Here is a 23,441-nt window from a genome sequence, read left to right as displayed (position 1 = left end):
CCATTCATGAACAAGGAGTTATGACATGCAATCGCGCCACTTGAAGTTGCTCGCCGCCGCTACATTGACCGCATGGTCCCTCACTGCCGGGCTGGCCCACGCCGCCGGCGTGCTGACCATCGGCTGCCGTGAAGACAGCACCACGTTCGACCCGATCAAAAGTGCACAAAACCGCGACACTTGGGTATTCGCCAACGTCTACGACACCCTGGTACGTGTCGACAACCTGGGCACCAAGATGGAACCGGGCCTGGCCGAAAGCTGGGACATTTCCAAGGATGGCCTGACCTACACCTTCAAACTGCGTGATGCGAAGTTCTCCGACGGCTCGGCGATCACCGCTGAGGACGCCGCGTTCAGCCTGTTGCGCATCCGCGACAACAAGGCTTCGCTGTGGGCCGATCCGTTCAACTTGATCAACACGGCCAAGGCGCCTGATCCGAAAACCCTGGTGGTCACCCTGAAGACCCCGGCGGTAGCCTTTCTCTCGCAATTGGCGTCGCCGACGGTGTCGATCCTGTCGGAAAAAGCCATGACCAAAATGGGTGAAGACGCCTACTCGGAAAACCCGGTGACCTCCGGCGCGTTTACCGTGGACGAGTGGCGCAAGGGGGATCGGGTGATCCTCAAGAAGAACCCGAACTTCTGGCAGGCCAAGAACGTCAGCCTGGATGGCGTGGAGTGGGTCTCCGTGACCGACGACAACACGCGCATGCGCATGGTGCAGAACAACGAGCTGGACACGGCGATCTTCGTACCCTTCTCGCGGGTCGAAGAGCTGAAGAAAGACAAGAACGTGGTGATCCACGCCGACCCGTCCACCCGTGAAGATCACCTGCTGATCAACCACGAGCACGGCCTGCTGGCCAAGCCGGAGGTGCGTCAGGCGCTGGACATGGCCATCGACAAACAATCGCTGGTGAAGACCGCCACTTACGGTCAAGGCACCGTGGCTTATTCCTACATTCCAAAGGGCTCGCTCTACCACTACGCCAACAACCTGCAACGCCCGTACGACCCCACCGCCGCCAAGAAGCTGCTGGAGCAGGCCGGTGCCAAGGACTTGAAGCTCAACTACGTGGTCAACGCCGGCAACGAAGCCGACGAGCAGATTGCGGTGATCATCAAGGACCAACTGGCCAAGGTCGGTGTGACGGCCAACCTGCAAAAGGTCGACCCGACCCAGAGCTGGCAGATGCTGGTAGACGGTGAGTACGACATTTCGGTGATGTACTGGACCAACGACATCCTCGACCCGGACCAGAAGACCACCTTCGTGCTGGGCCACGACACTAACCAGAATTACATGACCCGCTACAAGAACGACAAGGTCAAGGCGCTGGTGGCACAGGCGCGCATCGAGGCGGACCCGGCCAAGCGCGAGCAGATGTATGTCGAGTTGCAGAAACTGGCGAAACAGGACGTGAACTGGATCGACTTGTACTACAGCCCGTACATCAACATCTCACGCAAGAACGTGAGCAACTTCCTGCAAAACCCACTGGGGCGTTTCACCCTTGAGGAAGTGGTGAAAAACTAAGATCCAGAGAGCACTGCATACAACTGTGGGAGCGGGCTTGCTCGCGAAAGCGGTACATCAGTCAGTAATTTTTTGACTGACACTCCGCTTTCGCGAGCAAGCCCGCTCCCACATTTAGTTCTCTTGCGTACCTGTTATTGCGCGTCGAACGCCTGGCCATTGATGCCAGCACTGTCCGGCCCCATCAGGTACAGGTACACCGGCATGATCTCTTCCGGAGCAGGCCGCTCCATCGGGTTTTCCCCCGGATACGCCTGGGCGCGCATGCTGGTGCGCGTGCCACCCGGGTTGATGCTGTTGGAGCGTACCGCGGCTACATCCTCAAGCTCATCGGCCAGGGTTTGCATCAAGCCCTCGGTCGCAAACTTCGACACGCCATAGGCGCCCCAGTAAGCCCGACCCTTGCGTCCAACGCTGCTGGAGGTGAACACCACCGACGCATCCTGGGACAGCTTGAGCAGCGGCAACAAAGTGCTGGTCAGCATGAACATCGCGTTGACGTTCACGTGCATCACCCGCATGAAATTCTCACCGGACAACTGCTCGATCGGCGTACGCGGGCCGATGATCGAGGCGTTGTGCAGCAGGCCGTCGAGGTGGCCGAACTCCTTTTCGATCATCGCGGCCAGCTCATCGTATTGATGGGGCAGGGCGGTCTCCAGGTTGAACGGGATCACCACCGGTTGCGGCTGGCCCGCGGCTTCGATTTCGTCATACACCTGGGCCAGGTTGGCTTCGGTCTTGCCCAGCAACAGCACGGTGGCGCCGTGGGCGGCGTAGGTTTTTGCCGCCGCCGCGCCAATCCCGCGACCGGCGCCGGTCACCAGGATCACCCGGCCTTTGAGCAGTTCTGGACGTGCAGAGTAATCAAACATAAACAACCTCGACAGAATTCACAGAAAATCCATTTCGACCATCAGCAACTGCACAGTGCGTTATCCAGCACCTTGCGCAGTTCCAGCGGGTGATCCACCACCACATCGGCGCCCCAGTGGCGCGGGTTGTCGTCCGGGTGGATATAGCCGTAGGTGACCGCCGCGGTGCGGGTGCCGGCATCGCGGCCGGATTCGATATCGCGCAGGTCATCGCCCACGAACAGTACGCTGGCCGGGTCCAGGTCGAGCATCTTGCACGCCAGGATCATCGGCTCCGGGTCCGGCTTGCTGTTCTTCACGTGATCCGGGCAGATCAGCAGCGCCGAGCGCTCGGCCAGGCCCAACTGCTGCATGATCGGCTCGGCAAAACGCAGGGGTTTGTTGGTGACCACGCCCCAGACCAGCTTGGACTTCTCGATGTCTTCCAGCAGCTCGGCCATGCCGTCGAACAGTTTGCTGTGGACCGCGCAGCCTTTGAGGTAGCGCTCGAGGAATTCCTGGCGCAGCTCCTCAAAGCCTGGGGATTCCGGGTCCATGGAAAAGGTCACGGCCACCATCGCCTTCGCACCGCCGGAGATTTCATCGCGGATGTGCTGCGGGTTGATCGGCGCCAGGTCGCGGTCGGCGCGCATGGCTTGGCAGATGGCGATAAAGTCCGGCGCGGTATCCAGCAGGGTACCGTCCATGTCGAAGAGAACCGCTCGCAACTTCACAGGCTCACTCCTCGCGCAGGGTCTGGATCATGTAGTTGACGTCAACGTCGTTGGCCAGCTTGTAATGCTTGGTCAGCGGGTTGTAGGTCAGGCCGATGATGTCCTTGACGGTCAGCCCGGCCTGGCGGCTCCAGGCGCCCAGCTCGGACGGGCGGATGAATTTCTTGAAGTCATGGGTGCCGCGCGGCAGCAGCTTCATGATGTATTCGGCGCCGATGATCGCGAACAGGTAGGCCTTGGGGTTGCGGTTGATAGTGGAGAAGAACACCTGGCCACCCGGCTTGACCATGCGGAAGCACGCGCGGATCACCGAGGACGGGTCCGGCACGTGTTCGAGCATTTCCAGGCAAGTGACCACGTCGAACTGCTCGGGCATCTCTTCAGCCAGGGCTTCGGCGGTGATCTGGCGGTATTCCACGCTCACGCCGGATTCCAGCTGATGCAACTGGGCCACTGCCAGCGGGGCTTCGCCCATGTCGATGCCCATCACGGTGGCGCCGCGCTGGGCCATGGCTTCGCTGAGGATGCCGCCGCCGCAGCCCACGTCCAGCACCTTCTTGCCGGCCAGGTTGACGCGCTCGTCAATCCAGTTGACCCGCAGCGGGTTGATGTCGTGCAGTGGCTTGAACTCGCTCTCGCGGTCCCACCAGCGGTGGGCCAGGGCTTCGAACTTGGCGATTTCGGCGTGGTCGACGTTGCTCATGGTGAATCCTCTAAATCTGATAAATCGTTGGGTCAGTCCTGAACCCTGGGGTTCAAAACCTTCGTTATTCGCTGTGCCCGCTGATGCGTTGGCCCCAGGCAATGGCCGTGGCGGTCAACTGTTGTTCATCCATGCGGGTCAATTGCCGGTCGTCGAGCAACTGCTTGCCGGCGACCCAAAGGTGTTTCACGCAATCGCGTCCGGTGGCATATATAAGCTGTGAGACCGGATCGTAGATCGGTTGTTGCGCCAGCCCCGACAGATCGAAGGCGACGATATCCGCCGCCTTGCCGACCTCCAGCGAGCCAATTTCGCTTTCCAGGCCCATGGCCCGGGCACCGTTGAGGGTGGCCATGCGCAGGGCGCGATGGGCATCCAGCGCGGTGGCCGAACCGGCGACAGCCTTGGCCAGCATCGCTGCGGTGCGGGTTTCGCCCAGCAGATCGAGGTCATTGTTGCTGGCGGCGCCGTCGGTGCCGATGGCCACGTTCACACCAGCCTGCCACAGCCGCTCCACCGGGCAAAAGCCGCTGGCCAGTTTCAGGTTGGATTCCGGGCAGTGAATGATGCTGGTGTTGCTTTCTACCAGCAAAGCCAGGTCATCCTCGCTGATTTGGGTCATATGAACGGCCTGGAAGCGCGGGCCCAACAGCCCGAGGCGACCCAGGCGAGCTAATGGCCGTTCGCCAGTCTGCTCGACGGCTTGCTGCACTTCAAAGGCGGTTTCGTGAACATGCATATGGATCGCGGCGTCCAGTTCTTCGGCGATTACGCGGATTTTTTCCAGGTTGTCGTCGCACACGGTGTAGGGCGCGTGCGGGCCGAAGGTGATCTTGATGCGTGGGTGGTGCTTGAGGTCGCCGAACAGCTCGACGCCCTGGCGAATCGCCTCATCGGCGGTGCTGGCGCCCGGGATCGGGAAGTCCAGGATCGGGATCGCGATCTGCGCACGCATGCCGCTGTTATGCACGCAGTCACTGGCGACTTTGGGGTAGAAGTACATGTCGGAGAAACAGGTGATGCCACCTTTGAGCTGTTCGGCGATGGCCAGGTCGGTGCCGTCGCGCACGAAGGCTTCATCGACCCACTTGGCCTCGGCGGGCCAGATATGTTTTTCCAGCCAGGTCATCAGCGGCAGGTCGTCGGCCAGGCCGCGAAACAGGCTCATCGCCGCATGCCCGTGGGCGTTGATCAGGCCGGGGCTGAGCAGCATGCCGGGCAGTTCGCGCACTTCGTTGGTCGAAAGCTTCAACGCTGCGGCCCGTGGGCCGATGAACACGATGCGCCCGTCGCGGATGCCCAGCCCGTGTTCCTTGAGCACCACACCGGCCGGTTCGACAGGCACCAGCCAGGTTGGCAGCAACAATAAGTCGAGCGGGGCGGCAGTGGCGGTCATCGCAGGCTTCTTCCCAGGCAGCTATAAAAGAAGGGCGAAGTATACCCGAGCGTCCTGGCTGGCGGATCGCTATAATCGGCGGCTTTGTTTATGAGTGCGGAGTAAGGGATGCGCGATCGACTGTTGGCAGCGGAGAAAGTGAAGGCCATCGATTGGCGTGATGGCGCGCTGTTCCTGCTCGATCAGCGTGCCTTGCCGTCCCGGGAAAGCTGGGTGGCCTGTGTGACGGTTGATGACGTGGCGGCCGCCATTCGTTCGATGGTGGTGCGCGGTGCGCCGGCCATTGGCATCAGCGCCGCGTATGGCCTGGTGCTGGCCGCCCGTGAGCGCATCGCCGAGGGTGGTGACTGGCAGGCTGCGTGGGAAGAAGACTACGCACTGCTGGCCGATGCCCGACCCACCGCGTCGAATTTATTCTGGGCGTTGAAACGCATGCGCGACCGCCTGGACCGCGTCAAAAAGCACGCCGATCCGCTGGCGGTGCTGGAGGCAGAAGCCATCGCCATCCATGAAAGTGATCGCGAAGCCAACCTCACCATGGCCCAACTGGGCGTCGAGCTGATCCGTAAGCACCAAGGCAATGCGCAGGCGATCCTCACCCACGGCAACGCAGGCGCCCTGGCGACCGGTGGCGTGGGTACGGCGCTCGGAGTGATTCGTGCGGCTTATCTTGAGGGCATGGTCGAGCAGGTCTACGCCAATGAAACCCGGCCTTGGCTGCAAGGTTCGCGGCTGACCGCCTGGGAGTTGGCGGGCGAGGGCATCCCGGTGACGGTGAATGCCGATTCGGCCGGCGCGCACATCCTCAAGACCAAAGGCGTGACCTGGGTGATCGTCGGCGCCGATTGCATTGCCGCCAATGGTGATGTGATCAGCAAGATCGGCACCTACCAGTTGGCGGTGTGTGCAATGCACCACGGTGTGCGTTTCATGGTGGTGGCGCCGAGTTCAACCCTGGACCTGATGATGGCCACGGGTGATGACGTTGCCCTGGAAGAACGCGATACCGGCGAGTTGCTGGAAGTCGCCGGCCAGCGTTTTGCTGCGGATGTGAGCGCCTACAACCCGGTATTCGACGTGACCCCGGCCGACCTGATCGACGTGATCGTGACCGAAAAAGGCGTGGTCGAACGGCCGGACACCGCCAAGCTGGCCAAGTTGATGTGCCGTAAGCGCCTGCATTAAGCCAATTCGTCTTCAAAATTGGGCTTGGATCCAGCTCTGAGCCCCTCTCGTCGCGCTCAAGCCTGTCATCCGTCAACTTACTATGCTCCATGCGCATTAGGGGGATAGGTGCGTGGCGGCGATTGTGATAACATCCGGCGGTTTCCAGGGTTGCCCCGAGGGGTGGCCTATAACGTGCAGATCCGTGTCATAACTCGTTGATTTGTCGTAAGTCGTTGTCAGGCACTCTGTCGGCAGCGGCGAGCTTCGTTCGTCCCATATGGATGTGACGAGGTTTCACCCGAAAAAGGAATCAGGCTTCTCATGGGCGAACTGGCCAAAGAAATCCTCCCGGTCAATATCGAAGACGAGCTGAAACAGTCCTACCTCGACTACGCGATGAGCGTAATTGTCGGTCGGGCACTGCCTGATGCGCGCGATGGCTTGAAGCCCGTGCACCGGCGTGTGCTGTTCGCGATGAGCGAGCTGGGTAACGACTGGAACAAGCCGTACAAGAAATCTGCCCGTGTTGTCGGTGACGTGATCGGTAAGTATCACCCCCACGGCGACACTGCGGTGTACGACACCATCGTTCGGATGGCCCAGCCGTTTTCCCTGCGCTACCTGCTGGTAGACGGCCAGGGCAACTTCGGTTCGGTCGACGGCGACAACGCCGCGGCCATGCGATACACCGAAGTGCGCATGACCAAGCTGGCGCATGAGCTGCTGGCCGATCTGCATAAAGAAACCGTGGACTGGGTGCCGAACTACGACGGCACCGAAATGATCCCGGCCGTCATGCCGACCAAGATCCCCAACCTGCTGGTCAACGGTTCCAGCGGTATCGCCGTGGGCATGGCGACCAACATCCCGCCGCACAACCTCGGTGAAGTCATCGACGGTTGCCTGGCCCTCATCGACAACCCTGAGTTGACCGTCGATGAGCTGATGCAATACATCCCCGGTCCGGACTTCCCGACCGCCGCGATCATCAACGGTCGCGCCGGCATCATCGAAGCCTACCGCACCGGTCGTGGCCGTATTTACATGCGCGCCCGCTCGATGATCGAAGACATCGACAAGGTCGGTGGCCGCCAGCAGATCGTCATCACTGAACTCCCGTACCAGCTGAACAAAGCGCGTCTGATCGAGAAGATCGCCGAGCTGGTTAAAGAGAAGAAGCTCGAAGGCATCACCGAACTGCGCGACGAGTCCGACAAAGACGGTATGCGTGTGGTGATCGAGCTGCGTCGCGGTGAAGTGCCTGAGGTGATCCTCAACAACCTCTACGCCCAGACCCAGCTGCAAAGCGTGTTTGGTATCAACGTGGTTGCACTGATCGACGGCCGCCCGCGCATCCTGAACCTCAAGGATCTGCTGGAAGCCTTCGTTCGCCACCGTCGCGAAGTGGTTACCCGCCGTACCGTGTTCGAACTGCGCAAGGCCCGCGAGCGCGGCCACATCCTGGAAGGCCAGGCGGTTGCGCTGTCGAACATTGACCCGGTCATCGCCTTGATCAAAGCCTCGCCGACCCCGTCGGAAGCTAAAGAAGCACTGATCAAGATGCCGTGGGAATCCAGCGCTGTAGTGGCGATGGTTGAGCGCGCCGGTGCCGATTCGTGCCGCCCAGAGACCCTGGACCCGCAATACGGCCTGCGCGACGGCAAATACTTCCTGTCGCCGGAACAGGCCCAGGCCATCCTGGAATTGCGCCTGCACCGCCTGACCGGCCTGGAGCACGAGAAGCTGCTGGCCGAGTACCAGGAGATCCTCAACCAGATCGGCGAGTTGATCCGCATCCTCAGCAGCGCCGTGCGCCTGATGGAAGTGATCCGCGAAGAACTGGAAGTGATCCGCGCCGAATACGGCGACGTGCGCCGCACCGAGATCCTCGATGCGCGCCTCGACCTGACCCTGGGTGACATGATCCCGGAAGAAGAGCGCGTGGTGACCATCTCCCACGGTGGCTATGCCAAGACCCAGCCATTGGCGGCGTACCAGGCCCAGCGTCGTGGCGGTAAAGGTAAATCGGCTACCGGCGTGAAGGATGAGGACTACATCGCTCACCTGCTGGTCGCCAACAGCCACACCACGCTGCTGCTGTTCTCCAGCAAAGGCAAGGTGTACTGGCTGAAAACCTACGAAATCCCGGAAGCGTCCCGTGCCGCTCGTGGTCGTCCGCTGGTCAACCTGCTGCCGCTGGACAGTGATGAATACATCACCACCATGCTGCCGGTCGAGGAATACACCGAAGGTCACTTCATCTTCATGGCCACCGCCAAAGGCACCGTGAAGAAGACCCCGCTGGAATCCTTCAGCCGTCAGCGCAGCGTGGGCCTGATCGCCCTGGAGCTGGACGAAGGCGACGTACTGATCTCCGCGGCCATCACCGATGGCGAGCGTGAAGTCATGCTGTTCTCCGACGGCGGCAAGGTCACGCGCTTCAAGGAATCCGACGTTCGCGCCATGGGCCGTACCGCCCGAGGTGTACGTGGCATGCGTCTGCCGGAAGGGCAGAAGCTGATTTCGATGCTGATCCCGGAAGAAGGCAGCCAGATCCTCACCGCTTCCGAGCGTGGTTATGGCAAGCGTACGGCCATCAGCGAGTTCCCGGAGTACAAGCGTGGCGGCCAGGGCGTGATCGCCATGGTCAGCAACGACCGCAACGGCCGTCTGGTCGGCGCGGTGCAGGTGCTCGACGGCGAGGAAATCATGCTGATTTCCGACCAGGGCACCCTGGTACGTACTCGTGTGGCTGAAGTGTCGAGCCTGGGCCGTAACACCCAGGGCGTGACCCTGATCAAGCTGGCCAAGGACGAAAAACTGGTTGGCCTTGAGCGTGTCCAGGAGCCTTCGGAAGTCGAAGGCGAAGAGCTGGAAGGTGAAGAGTTTGACGGCGAGGTGATCGCAGCCGGCGATGACAACGTCGACGAGCCGACCCTCGACGCTGCCGCAGACGAAGAAGAACCGCAGGAATAAGCGGACACACAGGGGGCGGATGAAGATTCGCCCCCTTGTTGTTTGTCCCTTCTGAAAGTATTGAAACACCTGTTTATTGCACCACCCCACCAGATCAGAGTGAGATTGGATGTGAGCAAGAGAGCCTATAACTTCTGTGCCGGTCCCGCGGCGCTTCCTGAAGCAGTCCTGCAGCGTGCGCAGGGTGAACTCCTCGACTGGCATGGAAAAGGCCTCTCCGTGATGGAAATGAGCCATCGCAGCGATGAGTTCGTGTCCATCGCCACCAAGGCCGAGCAGGACCTGCGCGACTTGCTGGACATCCCATCCAATTACAAAGTGCTGTTCCTGCAGGGCGGCGCCAGCCAGCAGTTCGCCCAGATTCCGCTGAACCTGTTGCCGGAAGACGGCACGGCTGACTATATCGACACGGGCATCTGGGGCCAGAAGGCCATTGAAGAGGCCTCTCGTTACGGTCACGTGAATGTCGCGGGTACCGCCAAGCCGTACGACTACTTCGCCATTCCCGGTCAGAACGAGTGGAAGCTGTCGAAGGACGCTGCCTACGTGCACTACGTTGCCAACGAAACCATCGGCGGCCTGGAGTTTGACTGGGTGCCGGAAGTCGGTGACGTGCCGCTGGTGTGCGACATGTCTTCGGACATCCTCTCGCGCCCTATCGATGTGTCCAAGTACGGCATGATCTACGCCGGTGCGCAGAAGAACATTGGCCCGAGCGGCATCCTGGTCAACATCATCCGCGAAGACCTGCTCGGTCGCGCCCGTGCGCTGTGCCCGACCATGCTCAACTACAAGGTCGCGGCCGATAACGGCTCGATGTACAACACCCCGCCAGCGTTTGCCTGGTACCTCTCCGGCCTGGTGTTCGAATGGCTGAAAGAGCAGGGCGGTGTGGCCGCCATGGGCAAGCTCAACGAAGTGAAGAAGCGTACCCTGTACGACTTCATCGACGCCAGCGGCCTGTACAGCAACCCAATCAACCTCACCGACCGCTCGTGGATGAACGTACCGTTCCGCCTGGCTGACGACCGCCTGGACAAGCCGTTCCTGGCCGGTGCCGACGAACGCGGCCTTCTGAACCTCAAGGGCCACCGCTCGGTGGGTGGCATGCGCGCCTCCATCTACAACGCCGTCGACATCCACGCGATCAACGCGTTGGTTGCCTACATGGCAGAGTTCGAAAAGGAACACGGCTAATGTCTGAGCAAGAACTCAAGGCCCTGCGCGTACGCATTGACAGCCTGGACGAGAAAGTCCTGGAGCTGATCAGTGAGCGCGCGCGGTGCGCCCAGGAAGTGGCACGGGTGAAGATGGCGTCCCTGGCTGAAGGCGAAGTGCCGGTGTTCTACCGTCCGGAGCGTGAAGCCCAGGTGCTCAAGCGCGTGATGGAGCGCAACAAAGGCCCGCTGGGTAATGAAGAGATGGCGCGGTTGTTCCGTGAAATCATGTCTTCTTGCCTGGCCCTGGAGCAGCCGCTGAAAGTGGCTTACCTCGGCCCCGAAGGTACCTTCACCCAAGCTGCGGCCATGAAGCACTTCGGCCACGCGGTGATCAGCAAGCCAATGGCAGCGATCGACGAAGTGTTCCGTGAAGTGGCGGCCGGTGCGGTGAATTTTGGCGTGGTGCCGGTGGAAAACTCCACCGAAGGCGCGGTCAACCACACGCTGGACAGTTTCCTCGAGCACGACATGGTGATCTGCGGCGAAGTCGAGCTGCGCATCCACCACCACCTGTTGGTGGGCGAGAACACCAAGACCGACAGCATCAGCCGTATCTACTCCCACGCCCAGTCCCTGGCCCAGTGCCGCAAGTGGCTGGATGCGCACTACCCGAATGTCGAGCGCGTGGCGGTCTCCAGCAACGCCGAGGCGGCCAAGCGCGTCAAGGGTGAGTGGAACTCGGCGGCCATCGCCGGTGATATGGCAGCGGGCCTGTATGGCCTGACGCGCCTGGCTGAGAAAATCGAGGATCGCCCGGACAACTCCACGCGCTTCCTGATGATCGGCAGCCAGGAAGTGCCGCCAACGGGCGACGACAAGACGTCCATCATCGTCTCCATGAGCAACAAGCCCGGCGCGCTGCATGAGCTGCTGGTGCCGTTCCACGATAACGGGATTGACCTGACGCGCATCGAGACTCGTCCTTCGCGCAGCGGTAAATGGACTTACGTGTTCTTTATCGACTTCATCGGCCACCACCGCGACCCACTGGTCAAAGGTGTGCTGGAGAAAATCAGTCAGGAAGCCGTGGCACTCAAGGTGCTGGGCTCTTACCCGAAAGCGGTTTTGTGAGGCTTTAACATGAGTGGCAACTTCCTCGCCCTGGCACAGCCGGGCGTGCAACAACTGTCGCCTTACGTTCCGGGCAAGCCTGTGGACGAGTTGGCGCGTGAGTTGAACCTGGATCCGGCGAACATCGTCAAGCTGGCCAGTAACGAAAACCCGCTGGGCCCGAGCCCAAAAGTGTTGGCGGCGATTCGTGAAGAACTGGCTGAGCTGACCCGCTACCCCGATGGCAACGGCTTTGCCCTCAAATCACTGCTGGCGGAAAAGTGCCGGGTCGAGCTGAACCAGGTCACCCTAGGCAACGGCTCCAACGACATTCTTGAGCTGGTTGGCCGTGCGTACCTTGCACCAGGCCTAAATGCCGTGTTCAGCGAGCACGCGTTTGCGGTCTATCCGATCGTGACCCAGGCGGTCGGCGCTGATGCGCGCGTTGTTCCTGCGAAGGATTGGGGTCACGACTTGCCGGCCATGCTGGCGGCCATCGATGCCCAGACCCGCGTGGTGTTTATCGCCAACCCGAACAACCCGACCGGCACCTGGTTCGACGCGCAAGCGCTGAACGATTTCCTGCAAGACGTGCCGGAACATGTGCTGGTCGTGCTGGACGAGGCCTACATCGAGTACGCCGAAGGCAGTGATTTGCCGAATGGCCTGGATTTCCTGGCGGCGTACCCGAACCTGCTGGTTTCGCGCACGTTCTCCAAGGCTTATGGCCTGGCGTCGCTGCGGGTCGGCTATGGCCTGTCCACCGCCGTAGTGGCCGATGTGCTGAACCGTGTGCGTCAGCCGTTCAACGTCAACAGTCTCGCCCTGGCGGCGGCCTGTGCGGCGGTGAAGGATGCGGAGTACCTGGAAGAAGGTCGTCGTATCAACGAAAGCGGCATGCTGCAACTGCAGGAAGGCTTCCGTGAGCTGGGCCTGGGCTGGATCCCATCCAAGGGCAACTTCATTTGTGTGGACCTCGGCCAAGTGGCTGCGCCGGTGTTCCAGGGCCTGTTGCGCGAAGGCGTGATCGTGCGTCCGACCGCCAACTATGGCATGCCGAACCACCTGCGCATCACCATCGGCCTGCCGGCAGAAAACGCCCGCTTCCTGGAGGCGCTGGCCAAGGTTCTGGCCCGTGGTTGATGTCACTGCATTGCAACCTGCTGTGCCTATGATCGGTCGCCTGGTGGTGGTCGGTCTGGGGTTGATCGGCGGCTCCTTCGCCAAAGGCCTGCGTGAAAGCGGGCTGTGTGGCGAAGTGGTCGGTGTGGACCTGGACCCGCAATCGCGCAAGCTGGCGGTTGAGTTGGGCGTGGTCGATCGTTGTGAGGCGGACCTGGCGCTCGCGTGCCAGGGTGCAGACGTGATCCAGTTGGCCGTGCCGATCCTGGCCATGGAGAAATTGCTCGCCGTGCTGGCGGGCATGGACCTGGGCCAGGCGATCCTGACAGACGTCGGCAGCGCCAAAGGCAATGTGGTGCGTGCGGCGCAACTGGCCTTTGGCGGCATGCCGCCGCGCTTCGTGCCGGGGCATCCGATTGCCGGCTCTGAGCAGAGCGGGGTGGAGGCGTCCAATGCGCAGCTGTTCCGTCGCCATAAAGTCATTCTGACGCCGCTTGCGCAAACCGATCCGGCTGCGTTGGCGGTGGTGGATCGTTTGTGGCGTGAGCTGGGCGCGGATGTCGAGCATATGCAGGTCGAGCGTCATGACGAAGTGCTGGCCGCGACCAGTCATCTGCCGCATTTGCTTGCATTTGGCCTGGTGGACTCCCTGGCCAAACGCAACGAAAACCTCGAGATTTTCCGATACGCCGCCGGTGGCTTCCGTGATTTCACGCGGATTGCCGGCAGCGACCCGGTGATGTGGCACGACATCTTCCTCGCCAATCGCGAAGCGGTGTTGCGCACCCTGGACACCTTCCGCAGCGACCTCGACGCCTTGCGCGACGCGGTTGATGCTGGAGATGGCCATCAATTATTGGGCGTGTTCACCCGTGCGCGGGTGGCGCGTGAGCATTTCAGCAAGATCCTGGCGCGCCGGGCCTACATGGAAACCGCTGTGAACGCTGATGAGTTGACCTTCGTCGCCGAACCGGGTGGCCGCTTGAGCGGAAGCATTCGGGTGCCAGGCGACAAGTCGATCTCCCATCGGGCGATCATGCTGGGTTCGTTGGCGGAGGGTGTGACTGAGGTTGAGGGTTTCCTTGAAGGCGAAGATGCCCTGGCGACCTTGCAGGCGTTTCGCGACATGGGTGTGGTGATTGAAGGCCCGCACCATGGGCGCGTGACCATTCATGGCGTGGGGCTGCATGGCCTGAAGCCGGCGCCGGGGCCGATTTACCTGGGTAACTCCGGTACTTCCATGCGCCTGCTGTCCGGGCTGCTGGCGGCGCAGAGCTTTGACAGTGTGCTGACCGGCGATGCGTCCTTGTCCAAGCGCCCGATGAGCCGTGTAGCCAGGCCGCTGCAGGAAATGGGCGCGGTGATCGAGACGGGACCGGAAGGGCGTCCGCCGCTGACCATTCACGGTGGTCAGTCGTTGAAAGGCCTGGCTTATGCGATGCCGATGGCCAGTGCCCAGGTCAAATCCTGCCTGTTGTTGGCTGGGTTGTACGCTGAAGGTAAAACCGCGGTGACCGAGCCTGCGCCGACCCGTGACCACACCGAGCGCATGTTGCGTGGCTTTGGTTGTCCGGTGGCGGTGGAGGGTGCGACGGCGTCGGTGGAGTCCGGTCATGCGCTGACGGCTGCTCATATAGAAGTGCCGGGGGATATTTCTTCTTCAGCGTTCTTTCTGGTGGCAGCTTCGATTGCCGAGGGTTCTGAGTTGCTGCTGGAGCATGTGGGTGTCAATCCGACGCGTACCGGCGTGATCGATATCCTGCGGCTGATGGGCGCGGATATTACCCTGGAGAACCAGCGTGAAGTAGGTGGTGAGCCTGTCGCGGATCTGCGCGTAAGAGCGGTAGCGTTGAAAGGGATCGAGATTCCTGAAGCGTTGGTGCCGTTGGCGATCGATGAGTTTCCGGTGTTGTTCGTCGCGGCGGCCTGTGCCGAGGGACGAACGGTGTTGCGTGGTGCTTCAGAGCTGCGCGTGAAGGAGTCCGACCGTATCCAGGTCATGGCCGATGGTCTGCTGGCGTTGGGCGTGAAGTGTGAACCGACCCCTGATGGGATTATCATTGAGGGTGGCCCGATGGGCGGAGGTGAGGTGCATGCCCATGGCGATCACCGCATTGCCATGGCGTTCAGCGTGGCTTCCCTACGGGCGGCGGCGCCGATTCGTATCCGTGACTGCGCCAATGTTGCTACGTCTTTTCCGAATTTTCTTACACTGTGTGCCCAAGTCGGCATCCGTGTTGCCCAAGAGGCTCAATTGTGAATATCAAAGCACCGGTGATTACCATCGACGGGCCAAGCGGCTCGGGCAAAGGCACGATCGCCGGCATCCTGGCCAAGCGCCTGGGCTGGTGCCTGCTGGATTCCGGCGCGCTGTACCGCCTGCTGGCATTCGCCGCACGCAACCATGGCGTCGACCTGACCAACGAAGAATCCCTGAAGCTGCTGGCCGCGCACCTTGATGTGCAGTTTGTCGGCGCGACGGAAGGTCATCCCCAGCGCATCATCCTTGAAGGGGACGATGTGACGGATGATCTGCGCAACGAACAGGTCGGCTCCTGGGCTTCGCAGGTTGCCGCACTGCCGGCCGTGCGTGATGCGCTGCTGCAGCGTCAGCGGGCTTTTCAGGAGCCGCCGGGCCTGGTGGCCGATGGTCGTGATATGGGCACCGTGGTGTTTCCCGAGGCGCCATTGAAGATTTTCCTGACCGCCAGCGCCGAGGAGCGGGCTCGCCGCCGCTACTTGCAGTTGAAGGGCAAAGTCGATGGTGTTAGTCTGTCGAGTCTGCTAGATGAGATCCGTGCACGCGATGAGCGTGATACCCAGCGCGCAGTAGCCCCGCTCAAGCCGGCGGCTGATGCCATACAGCTGGATTCCACGGAGTTGTCCATCGAGCAGGTGCTGGAACGCATCTTGAGTGAAATCGCCATTCGCGATATCGCCGGGTGATCAAGAAGGCCGCAGGGGACCAGTCATAGTCCTGCGGTGGCTTCTTTTAACTGAAACTGACCCACACCGTCTGGGGTGTGGAGATGGGCGTATTCTTCGCCCTTATCAACAGGAATTAAAATGAGCGAAAGCTTTGCGGAACTCTTTGAAGAAAGCCTAAAAACCCTGAACCTTCAGGCAGGCTCCATCATCACCGGTGTTATCGTTGATATCGATTACCAAGCTCGCTGGGTAACCGTTCACGCTGGTCTGAAGTCTGAAGCTCTGATCCCGCTGGAACAGTTCTACAACGATGCTGGTGATCTGACAATCAATGTCGGTGACGAAGTTCACGTTGCTCTGGACTCGGTTGAAGACGGTTTCGGTGAAACCAAGCTGTCCCGTGAAAAAGCCAAGCGCGCTGAATGCTGGATTGTTCTCGAAGCAGCCTTCGCAGCTGAAGAAGTGGTCAAGGGCGTTATCAACGGTAAGGTTAAAGGCGGCTTCACTGTCGACGTTAACGGCATCCGTGCGTTCCTGCCAGGTTCTTTGGTCGACGTTCGTCCTGTGCGCGACACCACGCACCTGGAAGGCAAAGAACTCGAATTCAAGGTCATCAAACTCGACCAGAAACGCAACAACGTTGTCGTTTCCCGTCGCAGCGTCCTGGAAGCAGAGAACTCCGCCGAGCGTGAAGCTCTGCTGGAATCCCTGCAGGAAGGCCAACAAGTCAAAGGTATCGTCAAAAACCTCACCGACTACGGCGCATTCGTCGATCTGGGTGGCGTGGATGGCCTGCTGCACATTACCGACATGGCTTGGAAGCGTATCAAGCATCCTTCCGAAATCGTCAACGTTGGCGACGAGATCGATGTCAAGGTTCTGAAATACGATCGCGAGCGCAACCGTGTTTCCCTGGGCCTGAAGCAACTGGGTGAAGATCCATGGGTTGCTATCAAAGCCCGTTACCCAGAAAGCACTCGCGTTACCGCGCGTGTTACCAACCTGACCGACTACGGCTGCTTCGCTGAGCTGGAAGAAGGCGTGGAAGGCCTGGTACACGTTTCCGAAATGGACTGGACCAACAAAAACATCCACCCTTCGAAAGTCGTACAAGTCGGCGACGAAGTGGAAGTTATGGTTCTGGACATCGACGAAGAGCGTCGTCGTATCTCCCTGGGCATCAAGCAGTGCAAATCTAACCCATGGGAAGATTTCTCTGGCCAGTTCAACAAGGGCGATAAAATCTCCGGCACCATCAAGTCGATCACCGATTTCGGTATCTTCATTGGTCTGGATGGCGGCATCGACGGCCTGGTTCACCTGTCCGACATCTCCTGGAACGAAGTGGGCGAAGAAGCTGTTCGTCGTTTCAAGAAGGGCGACGAGCTGGACACCGTTATCCTGTCGGTTGACCCAGAGCGCGAGCGCATCTCCCTGGGTATCAAGCAACTGGAAAGCGACCCGTTCTCTGAATACGTTCAGGACAACGACAAAGGCGCAATCGTTAAAGGCATCGTGAAAGAAGTTGACGCTAAAGGCGCCATCATCACTCTGGCCGACGATATCGAAGCGACTCTGAAAGCCTCCGAAATCAGCCGTGACCGCGTTGAAGACGCGCGTAACGTTCTGAAAGAAGGCCAGGAAGTAGAAGCCAAGATCATCAGCGTTGACCGTAAGAGCCGTGTAATCCAGCTCTCCATCAAGTCGAAAGACGATGCTGAAGAGAAAGAAGCCATCCAAAGCTTGAAAGACAAGCCTTCGGATAGCATCGCTGCTGGTCCTACCACTCTGGGCGACCTGTTGCGTGCACAAATGGAAAAACAGAACTAAGTTCTGTCAGACCATAGAAAAAGGGCGACTTCGGTCGCCCTTTTTTGTGCCTGAAATTCGTTGAATCAACAACCGAGAACCAAGGCGTACAGCTCAGTGTCAGAACTGACTATAGTCTTAAGAAGAAAGCGTTCTAGTGTTGTAGCTTCAGTAAGGATTTGAATGAACAGGCTTATCGTAATTCTCGTCGTGGTAGTGCTTGCAGGCTGCTCGACCACCAGCGCCAAGACCCATGCCAAGCGCGGTGTGAGCGGCATCGAGATCGATTGCTCAGGGTTGGGCAACAACTGGCAGAAGTGCGAAAAGCGCGCCGCTCGAGAGTGCAAGATGCAAGGCTATAAGGTCATCACCAAGTCCAGTGACGCCAAGGATGAGGAGGGCGACTACCTGTTCGGCTGGAACCCTGCTGGCGCAGTAACACGGACGATGCTGGTGATCTGCAATTGAGCGTATAGCACGTGCGATACGGGTGTTTATTCAACCAGCAGATAAGTTTATGCATGGGCTGTTCAAATTCATCAAGTCATGCTAAAACCTTCGAAGCGCTTTTCCTAGCTGCTTGAAAAAGAAGGGAAAAATATGACGAAGTCGGAGTTGATCGAACGAATTGTCACCCATCAAGGGCTGCTCTCATCCAAGGATGTGGAGCTGGCTATCAAGACCATGCTTGAGCAAATGTCCCAGTGCTTAGCGACTGGGGATCGGATTGAGATCCGTGGGTTTGGCAGTTTTTCGCTGCACTATCGCGCCCCGCGAGTAGGGCGGAACCCGAAGACTGGGCAGTCGGTGAGCCTGGATGGGAAGTTTGTACCTCATTTCAAGCCGGGGAAGGAATTGCGGGATCGGGTGAATGAGGATGAGGAAGAGGGCGTCTGATTTTGGGGGAGAGAATGCTATGCATTGGATTAAGCGCGTTGTTACTGTGCTGATAACGCTGGTTGTTGCGTTGGTGGTTTTAGTATTTGTGTTGGAGAACCAGCAGGAGGTCGCTCTCTCGTTCCTTGGGATGGGTACGGGGCAGATGCCACTTTCGGTATTTGTGGTGGTGGCGTTGGTAGTTGGGATGCTGGTTGGGCCGTTGTTAACGGTTTTGGTGCGCCATCGGCGGCGTAGGTCGATCCCAGGTGAGCGGAGTTAAATAATCGTGTTTGCTGAAGATCGATAAGTCGGCTGCATTGCCATTTATCAGTAAATACTGATTTTTGTCTATTAGACTGTTTTTTTGGATTCAGTCTGTCTAGGATCACTTAAGTTTGCGACTGCTAACGTTCGCTGGCTCGTTTAATCGTCTTTTCTTCCCTATGCATCCTTCTTGAATGCCGCCGTTCCCCAATCATGAGTGCTTGATCGCGACACGTAGATGTTGATCGTCTTTACCACTTTTAGGTCAGCATGTAGTGGTCAACTAATCCCGGACACGACGTTAATTTTTTCCTCGGCCCGCGCTGGCGCCATCCCACCGTTGAATTGGTGAGGCCGAATCCAGTTGTAGCGATGCATCAAAAAGTAGCTGATATCACCCTGTGCTTCATGCGCAATTCAATAGCCCTAGAGCGGTATCCATTCTGTTTTCAAGCTGCGGAACACGCGCTCCATCGGCACGTTGTCCCAGCAGCTTCCTTGTTGGCTCATGCTCTGGCGTATGCGGTATCGCCACAGTCGCTGGCGAAATAACCGATTTGCATATTGCGATCCCTGATCCGAGCGCAATAGCAGACCCGAACGCCTATCACGCTGATCGTAGGCCATATCCAACGCCTTGATCAGCAGTTCAGCGTCTGGCTTTTCCGGCAGCGCCCAGCCCACTATCCGCCGAGCGCACAGATCCAGGACGAAAGCCAGGTAATGCCACTTTCCTTGGGGCTCAGTGTAGGTAACATCGCCGCACCAGACCTTATTGGGGACTGGCACATCAAACTCTGGGGATGTCGAGTCTTTATACTGTCGCTCTGTTGTAAGCGTGGGAGCCGGGTTGTTTGCTGACTAAATCAAACCGCGCACTTTGAAACGACCAAGATGCTGCTACTGCCCGCAGCGCTGCGGCTTTGCGAGAACCGCTCACTGACGCGGCCACGCATCAAAGCTGATCTACATCGTGCGTGCGGCGTCGCAGGCGCTGGGCCTAGTAACAATAGCGGAGGACATCAAACACCTTGCACCGCAAATCAGCCGAGTCATAGGGGGCTCAACTGCTCTATCAGCGCGATCGCTCGTGATCTTCCGACATCAAGAGCGCGGGAGCTTTTTTTGGTATGGGTTTTTCTCGCTCAAGACGAGCAATCCGGGCTTCCAGGTCGTGGATCTTTTGCTGTTCCGGCGTCAGCGCCTTGATCTGCGGGGGGATGCCGTTATGTTCTTTCTGAACCGGCTTAACGCCAGTGGCGTAATGGCGATTCATCAATGTCGACTGAGCGGCTGGCTTCGATAAAGCTGTAGTTTTGTTTGAACACGACGTCGGCAGCCTCGCGTTCGAATTTAGGAGTAAAGGAGCTAACGCTGAAGAAGATCTCAGCAGATCTCGACGGAAAGGAGGGGGCGATGTATCGGGAGAATCAACGCGTTGGTTTTTGGTATATAGAGGCTTTCGTGGTCTAATAATAAATATTTCTATGCGGTTAGGCCTCGTGATGGCGAGTTGACATGGACCGTGATTCTGAGAGGTACTGAATGAGTTTGGTAGATTTGGTCGACCTGCAAGTGCTGGGTGACGAGCGTGGACAGCTGGTCGTGCTAGAGGCGCAAAAAAATGTCCCATTCGACATTAAGCGCGTTTATTTTCTGATGGGGACGCGACCAGGCGTATCGCGTGGCTTCCATGCGCACCGAGAGCTGCGACAGGCTGCTATCTGTGTCTCAGGCCAGTGTCGTATGGTGATGAATAATGGGCTAAAAACTGAAGAAGTTATTCTGGATACCTCAAGCAAAGCGATATTTATAGATAAAATGGTATGGCATGAAATGCATGACTTTTCAGCGGACTGTGTTCTTCTAGTATTGGCCAGTGATTATTATAATGAGCAGGACTATATTCGGGGTTACCCAGAGTTCATAGGGCTTTTGAATCATGCCTAAAATACATGAGCTTGCAGATGTAAAAAGTCAAGATATTGGCGAGGGAACGCGTATATGGCAATTTTGTGTTGTGCTGGAGGGGGCGATCATTGGTAAAGGCTGTAATTTGTGCGCCCATACCTTAGTCGAAGGTGATGTTATTATTGGCGATAATGTTACCTTGAAGTCGGGTGTGTATTTGTGGAATGGCACTCGTATTGAAGATAACGTATTTATAGGGCCAAATGCCACATTTACCAATGATTCAATGCCTCGTTCGAAAGTGTATCCAGGAAAGTTTGAAGGGATTACCGTTAAGTTTGGTGCCAGTATTGGCGCGAATGCAACGATTCTCCCGGGAATTACCGTAGGTCGCTCCGCAATGGTAGGCGCGGGCGCTGTCGTGACTAAAGATGTTCCTGATTTTTCAGTAGTAGTTGGAAATCCAGCCAAAATAATTCGGTATCTGACAGTATGATTAAGTTTTTGGATCTGAAAGCGGTCAACCACGAAGTGCGTGATGAGTTATTGGACGCTTGTGCTCGTGTTATTGATTCTGGTTGGTACATTGGGGGAGAGGAGCTACAGCGCTTTGAGGAAGCATTCGCGGAGTATTGTGGGGTTAAGCACTGTGTGGGCGTCGCCAATGGTCTTGATGCGTTAAGTTTGACGTTACGGGCCTGGAAGGAGCTGGGCCGTCTTCACGATGGTGACGAAGTAATTGTTCCCGCTAACACTTATATAGCAAGTGTTCTCGCTATCACTGAGAATGGCCTGGTTCCGGTTTTGGTTGAGCCGGATCCGCTGACGTATAATTTGAATGTTCACAATGTTGAGCAAGCGATCACCTCGAGAACTAAGGTTCTTTTACCTGTGCACCTTTACGGGCTGCTTAGTGATATGCCTGCTTTGATTTCAATTGCTGAACAGCATGGGCTTTTGGTGCTGGAGGATTCCGCCCAATCGCATGGTGCAAGCCATAATGGGAGAAAGGCAGGTGCTTGGGGAGACGCATCAGGTTTTAGCTTTTATCCTGGCAAAAACTTGGGGGCGCTCGGTGATGCTGGAGCCATCACGACTGATGATGAGGAGCTAGCTCAGGTACTACGTGCTCTTCGAAATTACGGATCGCATGAGAAATACCAGAATCTATATCGAGGTGTAAATAGTCGCCTGGATGAAATTCAGGCTGCGGTGCTATCTGTAAAAATAAAGTACTTGGACGCGCAAGTAACACGGCGTCGTGAAATTGTACAAACATATTTGCAGGGTATAAAGAACACCCAAATAATGTTGCCAGTGCCTACGGGTACCCAAGTTATGGAGTTTGAGGCGCACGTGTGGCACTTGTTCGTTATTCGAACAACTCATCGCGAGGCACTTCAAAAGCACCTCCAAGATGAGGGGGTTCAAACGTTGATTCATTACCCAATTCCGATTCATAAACAAAAAGCGTACGCCGAACTATCAGCATTGTCTTTGCCCATTACGGAAGCCATCCATCATGAAGTGTTAAGTTTGCCCCTGGGGCCTACGATGACTTCGGAAGAGGTGCAGAAGGTTGTGCTAGCCTGTAATAGCTTTAGTATCGGCACCTGCTGATGACACTTATAAAAACGGGGCTGTTGAACAGCATTGCTGTCACGATAAAGATGTTGACTCTCTTGGGGCTCAACAAAGTCCTCGCTGTTTATGTCGGGCCTAATGGTTATGCGGCGCTGGGGCAGTTTCAGAACGCCATGCAAATGATTACAACCTTTGCGAGTGGCGCTATTAATACCGGCGTCACCAAGTATACTGCCGAGCACGTGAATGACCATTTAGCACAGCGCAGAGTGTGGGGAACTGCGGGGACAGTTGCCTTGGTGGGCTCTTTGTTGAGTGCGATTATCATCATCGCGTGCAACGAAGTCTTGGCGAAATGGTTTTTAAATAGCGAAGAGTACGGAGGTGTATTTATATGTTTTGCAGCTTCTCTGGTTTTTTTCTCATTTAATACACTTCTCTTGGCTGTGTTGAATGGCAAGAAAGAAATAGAGCGGTATGTGATTGCTAACATAGCGGGAAGTTTATTTTCCCTAGTGATTACCTCGCTTATGGCCATGAATTTTGGGTTATATGGTGCTCTAGTTGCTCTTGCAGTGTATCAGTCATTCGCGTTTATAGTAACGCTTCTACTTTGCTATAGGGCGTCCTGGTTCAAGGTTGCATATTTTTTTTCGGGCATTGATGTGCCTGTTATATTAAACCTGAGTAAATATGCGCTGATGGCGTTCACTTCGGCTGCGTGCGTTCCCGTCAGTCACATGGTCGTGCGTGAATACCTTAGTAATACATTCGGCTTACAGACCGCCGGTTATTGGGAGGCGATGTGGCGTTTGAGTGCGGCTTATTTAATGCTCGTGACGACGACGTTGAGTGTGTATTACCTTCCGAGGTTATCCGAGCTTAAAAGCGCCAGTGAAATAAAACTCGAAGTGCTGCAGGGCTATCGGATTATTTTACCGATAGCTATTCTGAGTGCGTTAGTTATCTATTTTATGAAAGACTGTATAATTGTTACGTTGTTTACAAGAGATTTTTTACCGATGCGCGAGTTGTTTGCCTGGCAGATGCTTGGGGATACGTTGAAGATAGGTGGCTGGATATTGGCTTATCTTATGCTAGGTAAGGCTATGGTAAAACTTTTTATCTTTTCAGAAATTATTTTCGCAGTTGGCTTTGTTGTTTTTACTTGGGTGTTTACCAGCTTGCTCGGATTTCAAGGTGTTGCAATAGCGCATGCAGTGAATTATCTACTTTACTGGTTGGTCATGGCTTTTTTTGTGTGGCGTAAACTAGCTGGTCAGCAAGCTTTTACAGAAAATTAA

At 57.4% G+C, this 23,441-nt stretch carries 20 protein-coding genes and 1 pseudogene; 16 read left to right on the top strand and 5 right to left on the bottom strand.

From position 1 onward, the window contains the following. The first annotated feature begins 25 nt into the window (after positions 1-25). A complete protein-coding gene (locus ACP7BX_RS01350; RefSeq protein ID WP_314532802.1) occupies positions 26-1,540 on the top strand; it encodes an ABC transporter substrate-binding protein in 1,515 nt (504 codons plus the stop codon). A gap of 134 nt (positions 1,541-1,674) precedes the next feature. On the opposite strand, the gene ACP7BX_RS01345 is transcribed toward ACP7BX_RS01350, so the two are convergent. The 4 genes from ACP7BX_RS01345 to ACP7BX_RS01330 form a co-directional block, all read right to left on the bottom strand. Beyond that, a complete protein-coding gene (locus tag ACP7BX_RS01345; RefSeq protein ID WP_016975315.1) occupies positions 1,675-2,415 on the bottom strand; it encodes a YciK family oxidoreductase in 741 nt (246 codons plus the stop codon). 41 nt (positions 2,416-2,456) lie between these two features. Next, a complete protein-coding gene (gene mupP / locus ACP7BX_RS01340) occupies positions 2,457-3,128 on the bottom strand; it encodes an N-acetylmuramic acid 6-phosphate phosphatase MupP (RefSeq protein WP_033902529.1) in 672 nt (223 codons plus the stop codon). 4 nt (positions 3,129-3,132) lie between these two features. After that, entirely contained in the window at positions 3,133-3,831 is a 699-nt protein-coding gene (ubiG, locus tag ACP7BX_RS01335; protein ID WP_003189760.1) for a bifunctional 2-polyprenyl-6-hydroxyphenol methylase/3-demethylubiquinol 3-O-methyltransferase UbiG, read from the bottom strand. Between the two features lie 64 nt (positions 3,832-3,895). Then, the gene (locus ACP7BX_RS01330) at positions 3,896-5,227 is read right to left on the bottom strand and encodes a TRZ/ATZ family hydrolase (RefSeq protein WP_426132009.1); all 1,332 of its coding nucleotides are present in this window, start codon (positions 5,225-5,227) and stop codon (positions 3,896-3,898) included. Positions 5,228-5,335: 108 nt separating this feature from the next. On the opposite strand from ACP7BX_RS01330, the gene mtnA reads away from it, so the two are divergent. The 11 genes from mtnA to ACP7BX_RS01275 all read left to right on the top strand — a co-directional run bounded on the left by mtnA (position 5,336) and on the right by ACP7BX_RS01275 (position 18,658). Then, positions 5,336-6,412 carry an S-methyl-5-thioribose-1-phosphate isomerase gene (mtnA, locus tag ACP7BX_RS01325; protein WP_426132010.1) on the top strand — a complete coding sequence of 359 codons (1,077 nt, stop codon included), beginning with the start codon at positions 5,336-5,338 and terminating at the stop codon, positions 6,410-6,412. Positions 6,413-6,715: 303 nt separating this feature from the next. After that, positions 6,716-9,370, top strand: a complete 2,655-nt coding sequence (gene gyrA / locus ACP7BX_RS01320; RefSeq protein WP_314531277.1) for a DNA gyrase subunit A — start codon at positions 6,716-6,718, stop codon at positions 9,368-9,370. A gap of 111 nt (positions 9,371-9,481) precedes the next feature. Then, positions 9,482-10,567, top strand: coding sequence for a 3-phosphoserine/phosphohydroxythreonine transaminase (gene serC / locus ACP7BX_RS01315; RefSeq protein WP_426132011.1), 1,086 nt, complete (start codon positions 9,482-9,484; stop codon positions 10,565-10,567). Beyond that, positions 10,567-11,661, top strand: a complete 1,095-nt coding sequence (gene pheA / locus ACP7BX_RS01310) for a prephenate dehydratase (RefSeq protein ID WP_003172650.1) — start codon at positions 10,567-10,569, stop codon at positions 11,659-11,661. The genes serC and pheA overlap by 1 nt, the downstream gene beginning before the upstream one ends. A 9-nt stretch (positions 11,662-11,670) precedes the next feature. After that, positions 11,671-12,783 carry a histidinol-phosphate transaminase gene (gene hisC, locus ACP7BX_RS01305; RefSeq protein WP_061435764.1) on the top strand — a complete coding sequence of 371 codons (1,113 nt, stop codon included), beginning with the start codon at positions 11,671-11,673 and terminating at the stop codon, positions 12,781-12,783. Positions 12,784-12,811: 28 nt separating this feature from the next. After that, entirely contained in the window at positions 12,812-15,022 is a 2,211-nt protein-coding gene (locus ACP7BX_RS01300; protein WP_426132034.1) for a bifunctional prephenate dehydrogenase/3-phosphoshikimate 1-carboxyvinyltransferase, read from the top strand. Next, on the top strand, positions 15,019-15,708 hold the full coding sequence (cmk, locus tag ACP7BX_RS01295; RefSeq protein WP_003172653.1) for a (d)CMP kinase: 690 nt from the start codon (positions 15,019-15,021) through the stop codon (positions 15,706-15,708). Before ACP7BX_RS01300 ends, cmk begins: the two co-directional genes overlap by 4 nt. 120 nt (positions 15,709-15,828) lie before the next feature. Continuing rightward, positions 15,829-17,520: a 30S ribosomal protein S1 gene (gene rpsA / locus ACP7BX_RS01290; RefSeq protein ID WP_012722933.1), complete on the top strand. Its 1,692-nt coding sequence runs from the start codon at positions 15,829-15,831 to the stop codon at positions 17,518-17,520. A gap of 162 nt (positions 17,521-17,682) precedes the next feature. Next, positions 17,683-17,967, top strand: coding sequence for a hypothetical protein (locus ACP7BX_RS01285; RefSeq protein WP_426132012.1), 285 nt, complete (start codon positions 17,683-17,685; stop codon positions 17,965-17,967). A gap of 132 nt (positions 17,968-18,099) precedes the next feature. Beyond that, a complete protein-coding gene (gene ihfB / locus ACP7BX_RS01280; protein ID WP_003218804.1) occupies positions 18,100-18,396 on the top strand; it encodes an integration host factor subunit beta in 297 nt (98 codons plus the stop codon). Positions 18,397-18,415: 19 nt separating this feature from the next. After that, complete coding sequence (locus ACP7BX_RS01275) at positions 18,416-18,658, top strand: lipopolysaccharide assembly protein LapA domain-containing protein (protein ID WP_426132013.1); 243 nt, start codon at positions 18,416-18,418, stop codon at positions 18,656-18,658. 263 nt (positions 18,659-18,921) lie between these two features. Here ACP7BX_RS01275 and ACP7BX_RS01270 read toward each other — a convergent pair. Continuing rightward, a pseudogene (locus tag ACP7BX_RS01270) lies at positions 18,922-20,027 on the bottom strand (IS3 family transposase). 160 nt (positions 20,028-20,187) lie between these two features. Here ACP7BX_RS01270 and ACP7BX_RS01265 point away from each other — a divergent pair. Genes ACP7BX_RS01265 through ACP7BX_RS01250 form a run of 4 tightly spaced genes read left to right on the top strand, consistent with a single transcriptional unit; the run spans position 20,188 to position 23,441 of the window. Further along, the gene (locus tag ACP7BX_RS01265) at positions 20,188-20,592 is read left to right on the top strand and encodes a sugar 3,4-ketoisomerase (protein ID WP_426132014.1); all 405 of its coding nucleotides are present in this window, start codon (positions 20,188-20,190) and stop codon (positions 20,590-20,592) included. Continuing rightward, positions 20,585-21,049 (top strand): acyltransferase, encoded by a 465-nt coding sequence (locus ACP7BX_RS01260; protein WP_314531318.1) that lies wholly within the window; start codon positions 20,585-20,587, stop codon positions 21,047-21,049. Before ACP7BX_RS01265 ends, ACP7BX_RS01260 begins: the two co-directional genes overlap by 8 nt. Next, positions 21,046-22,173 carry a DegT/DnrJ/EryC1/StrS family aminotransferase gene (locus ACP7BX_RS01255; RefSeq protein WP_426132015.1) on the top strand — a complete coding sequence of 376 codons (1,128 nt, stop codon included), beginning with the start codon at positions 21,046-21,048 and terminating at the stop codon, positions 22,171-22,173. Before ACP7BX_RS01260 ends, ACP7BX_RS01255 begins: the two co-directional genes overlap by 4 nt. Then, entirely contained in the window at positions 22,173-23,441 is a 1,269-nt protein-coding gene (locus tag ACP7BX_RS01250; protein WP_426132016.1) for an O-antigen translocase, read from the top strand. Before ACP7BX_RS01255 ends, ACP7BX_RS01250 begins: the two co-directional genes overlap by 1 nt.

The organism is Pseudomonas sp. DWP3-1-3b3 (genome assembly GCF_049896305.1).
In the GTDB taxonomy this organism is placed as follows: domain Bacteria; phylum Pseudomonadota; class Gammaproteobacteria; order Pseudomonadales; family Pseudomonadaceae; genus Aquipseudomonas; species Aquipseudomonas azotoformans_A.
The sequence above is the reverse complement of the archived record's forward strand: the minus strand, read 5'-3'. Positions and strand labels throughout refer to the sequence as shown.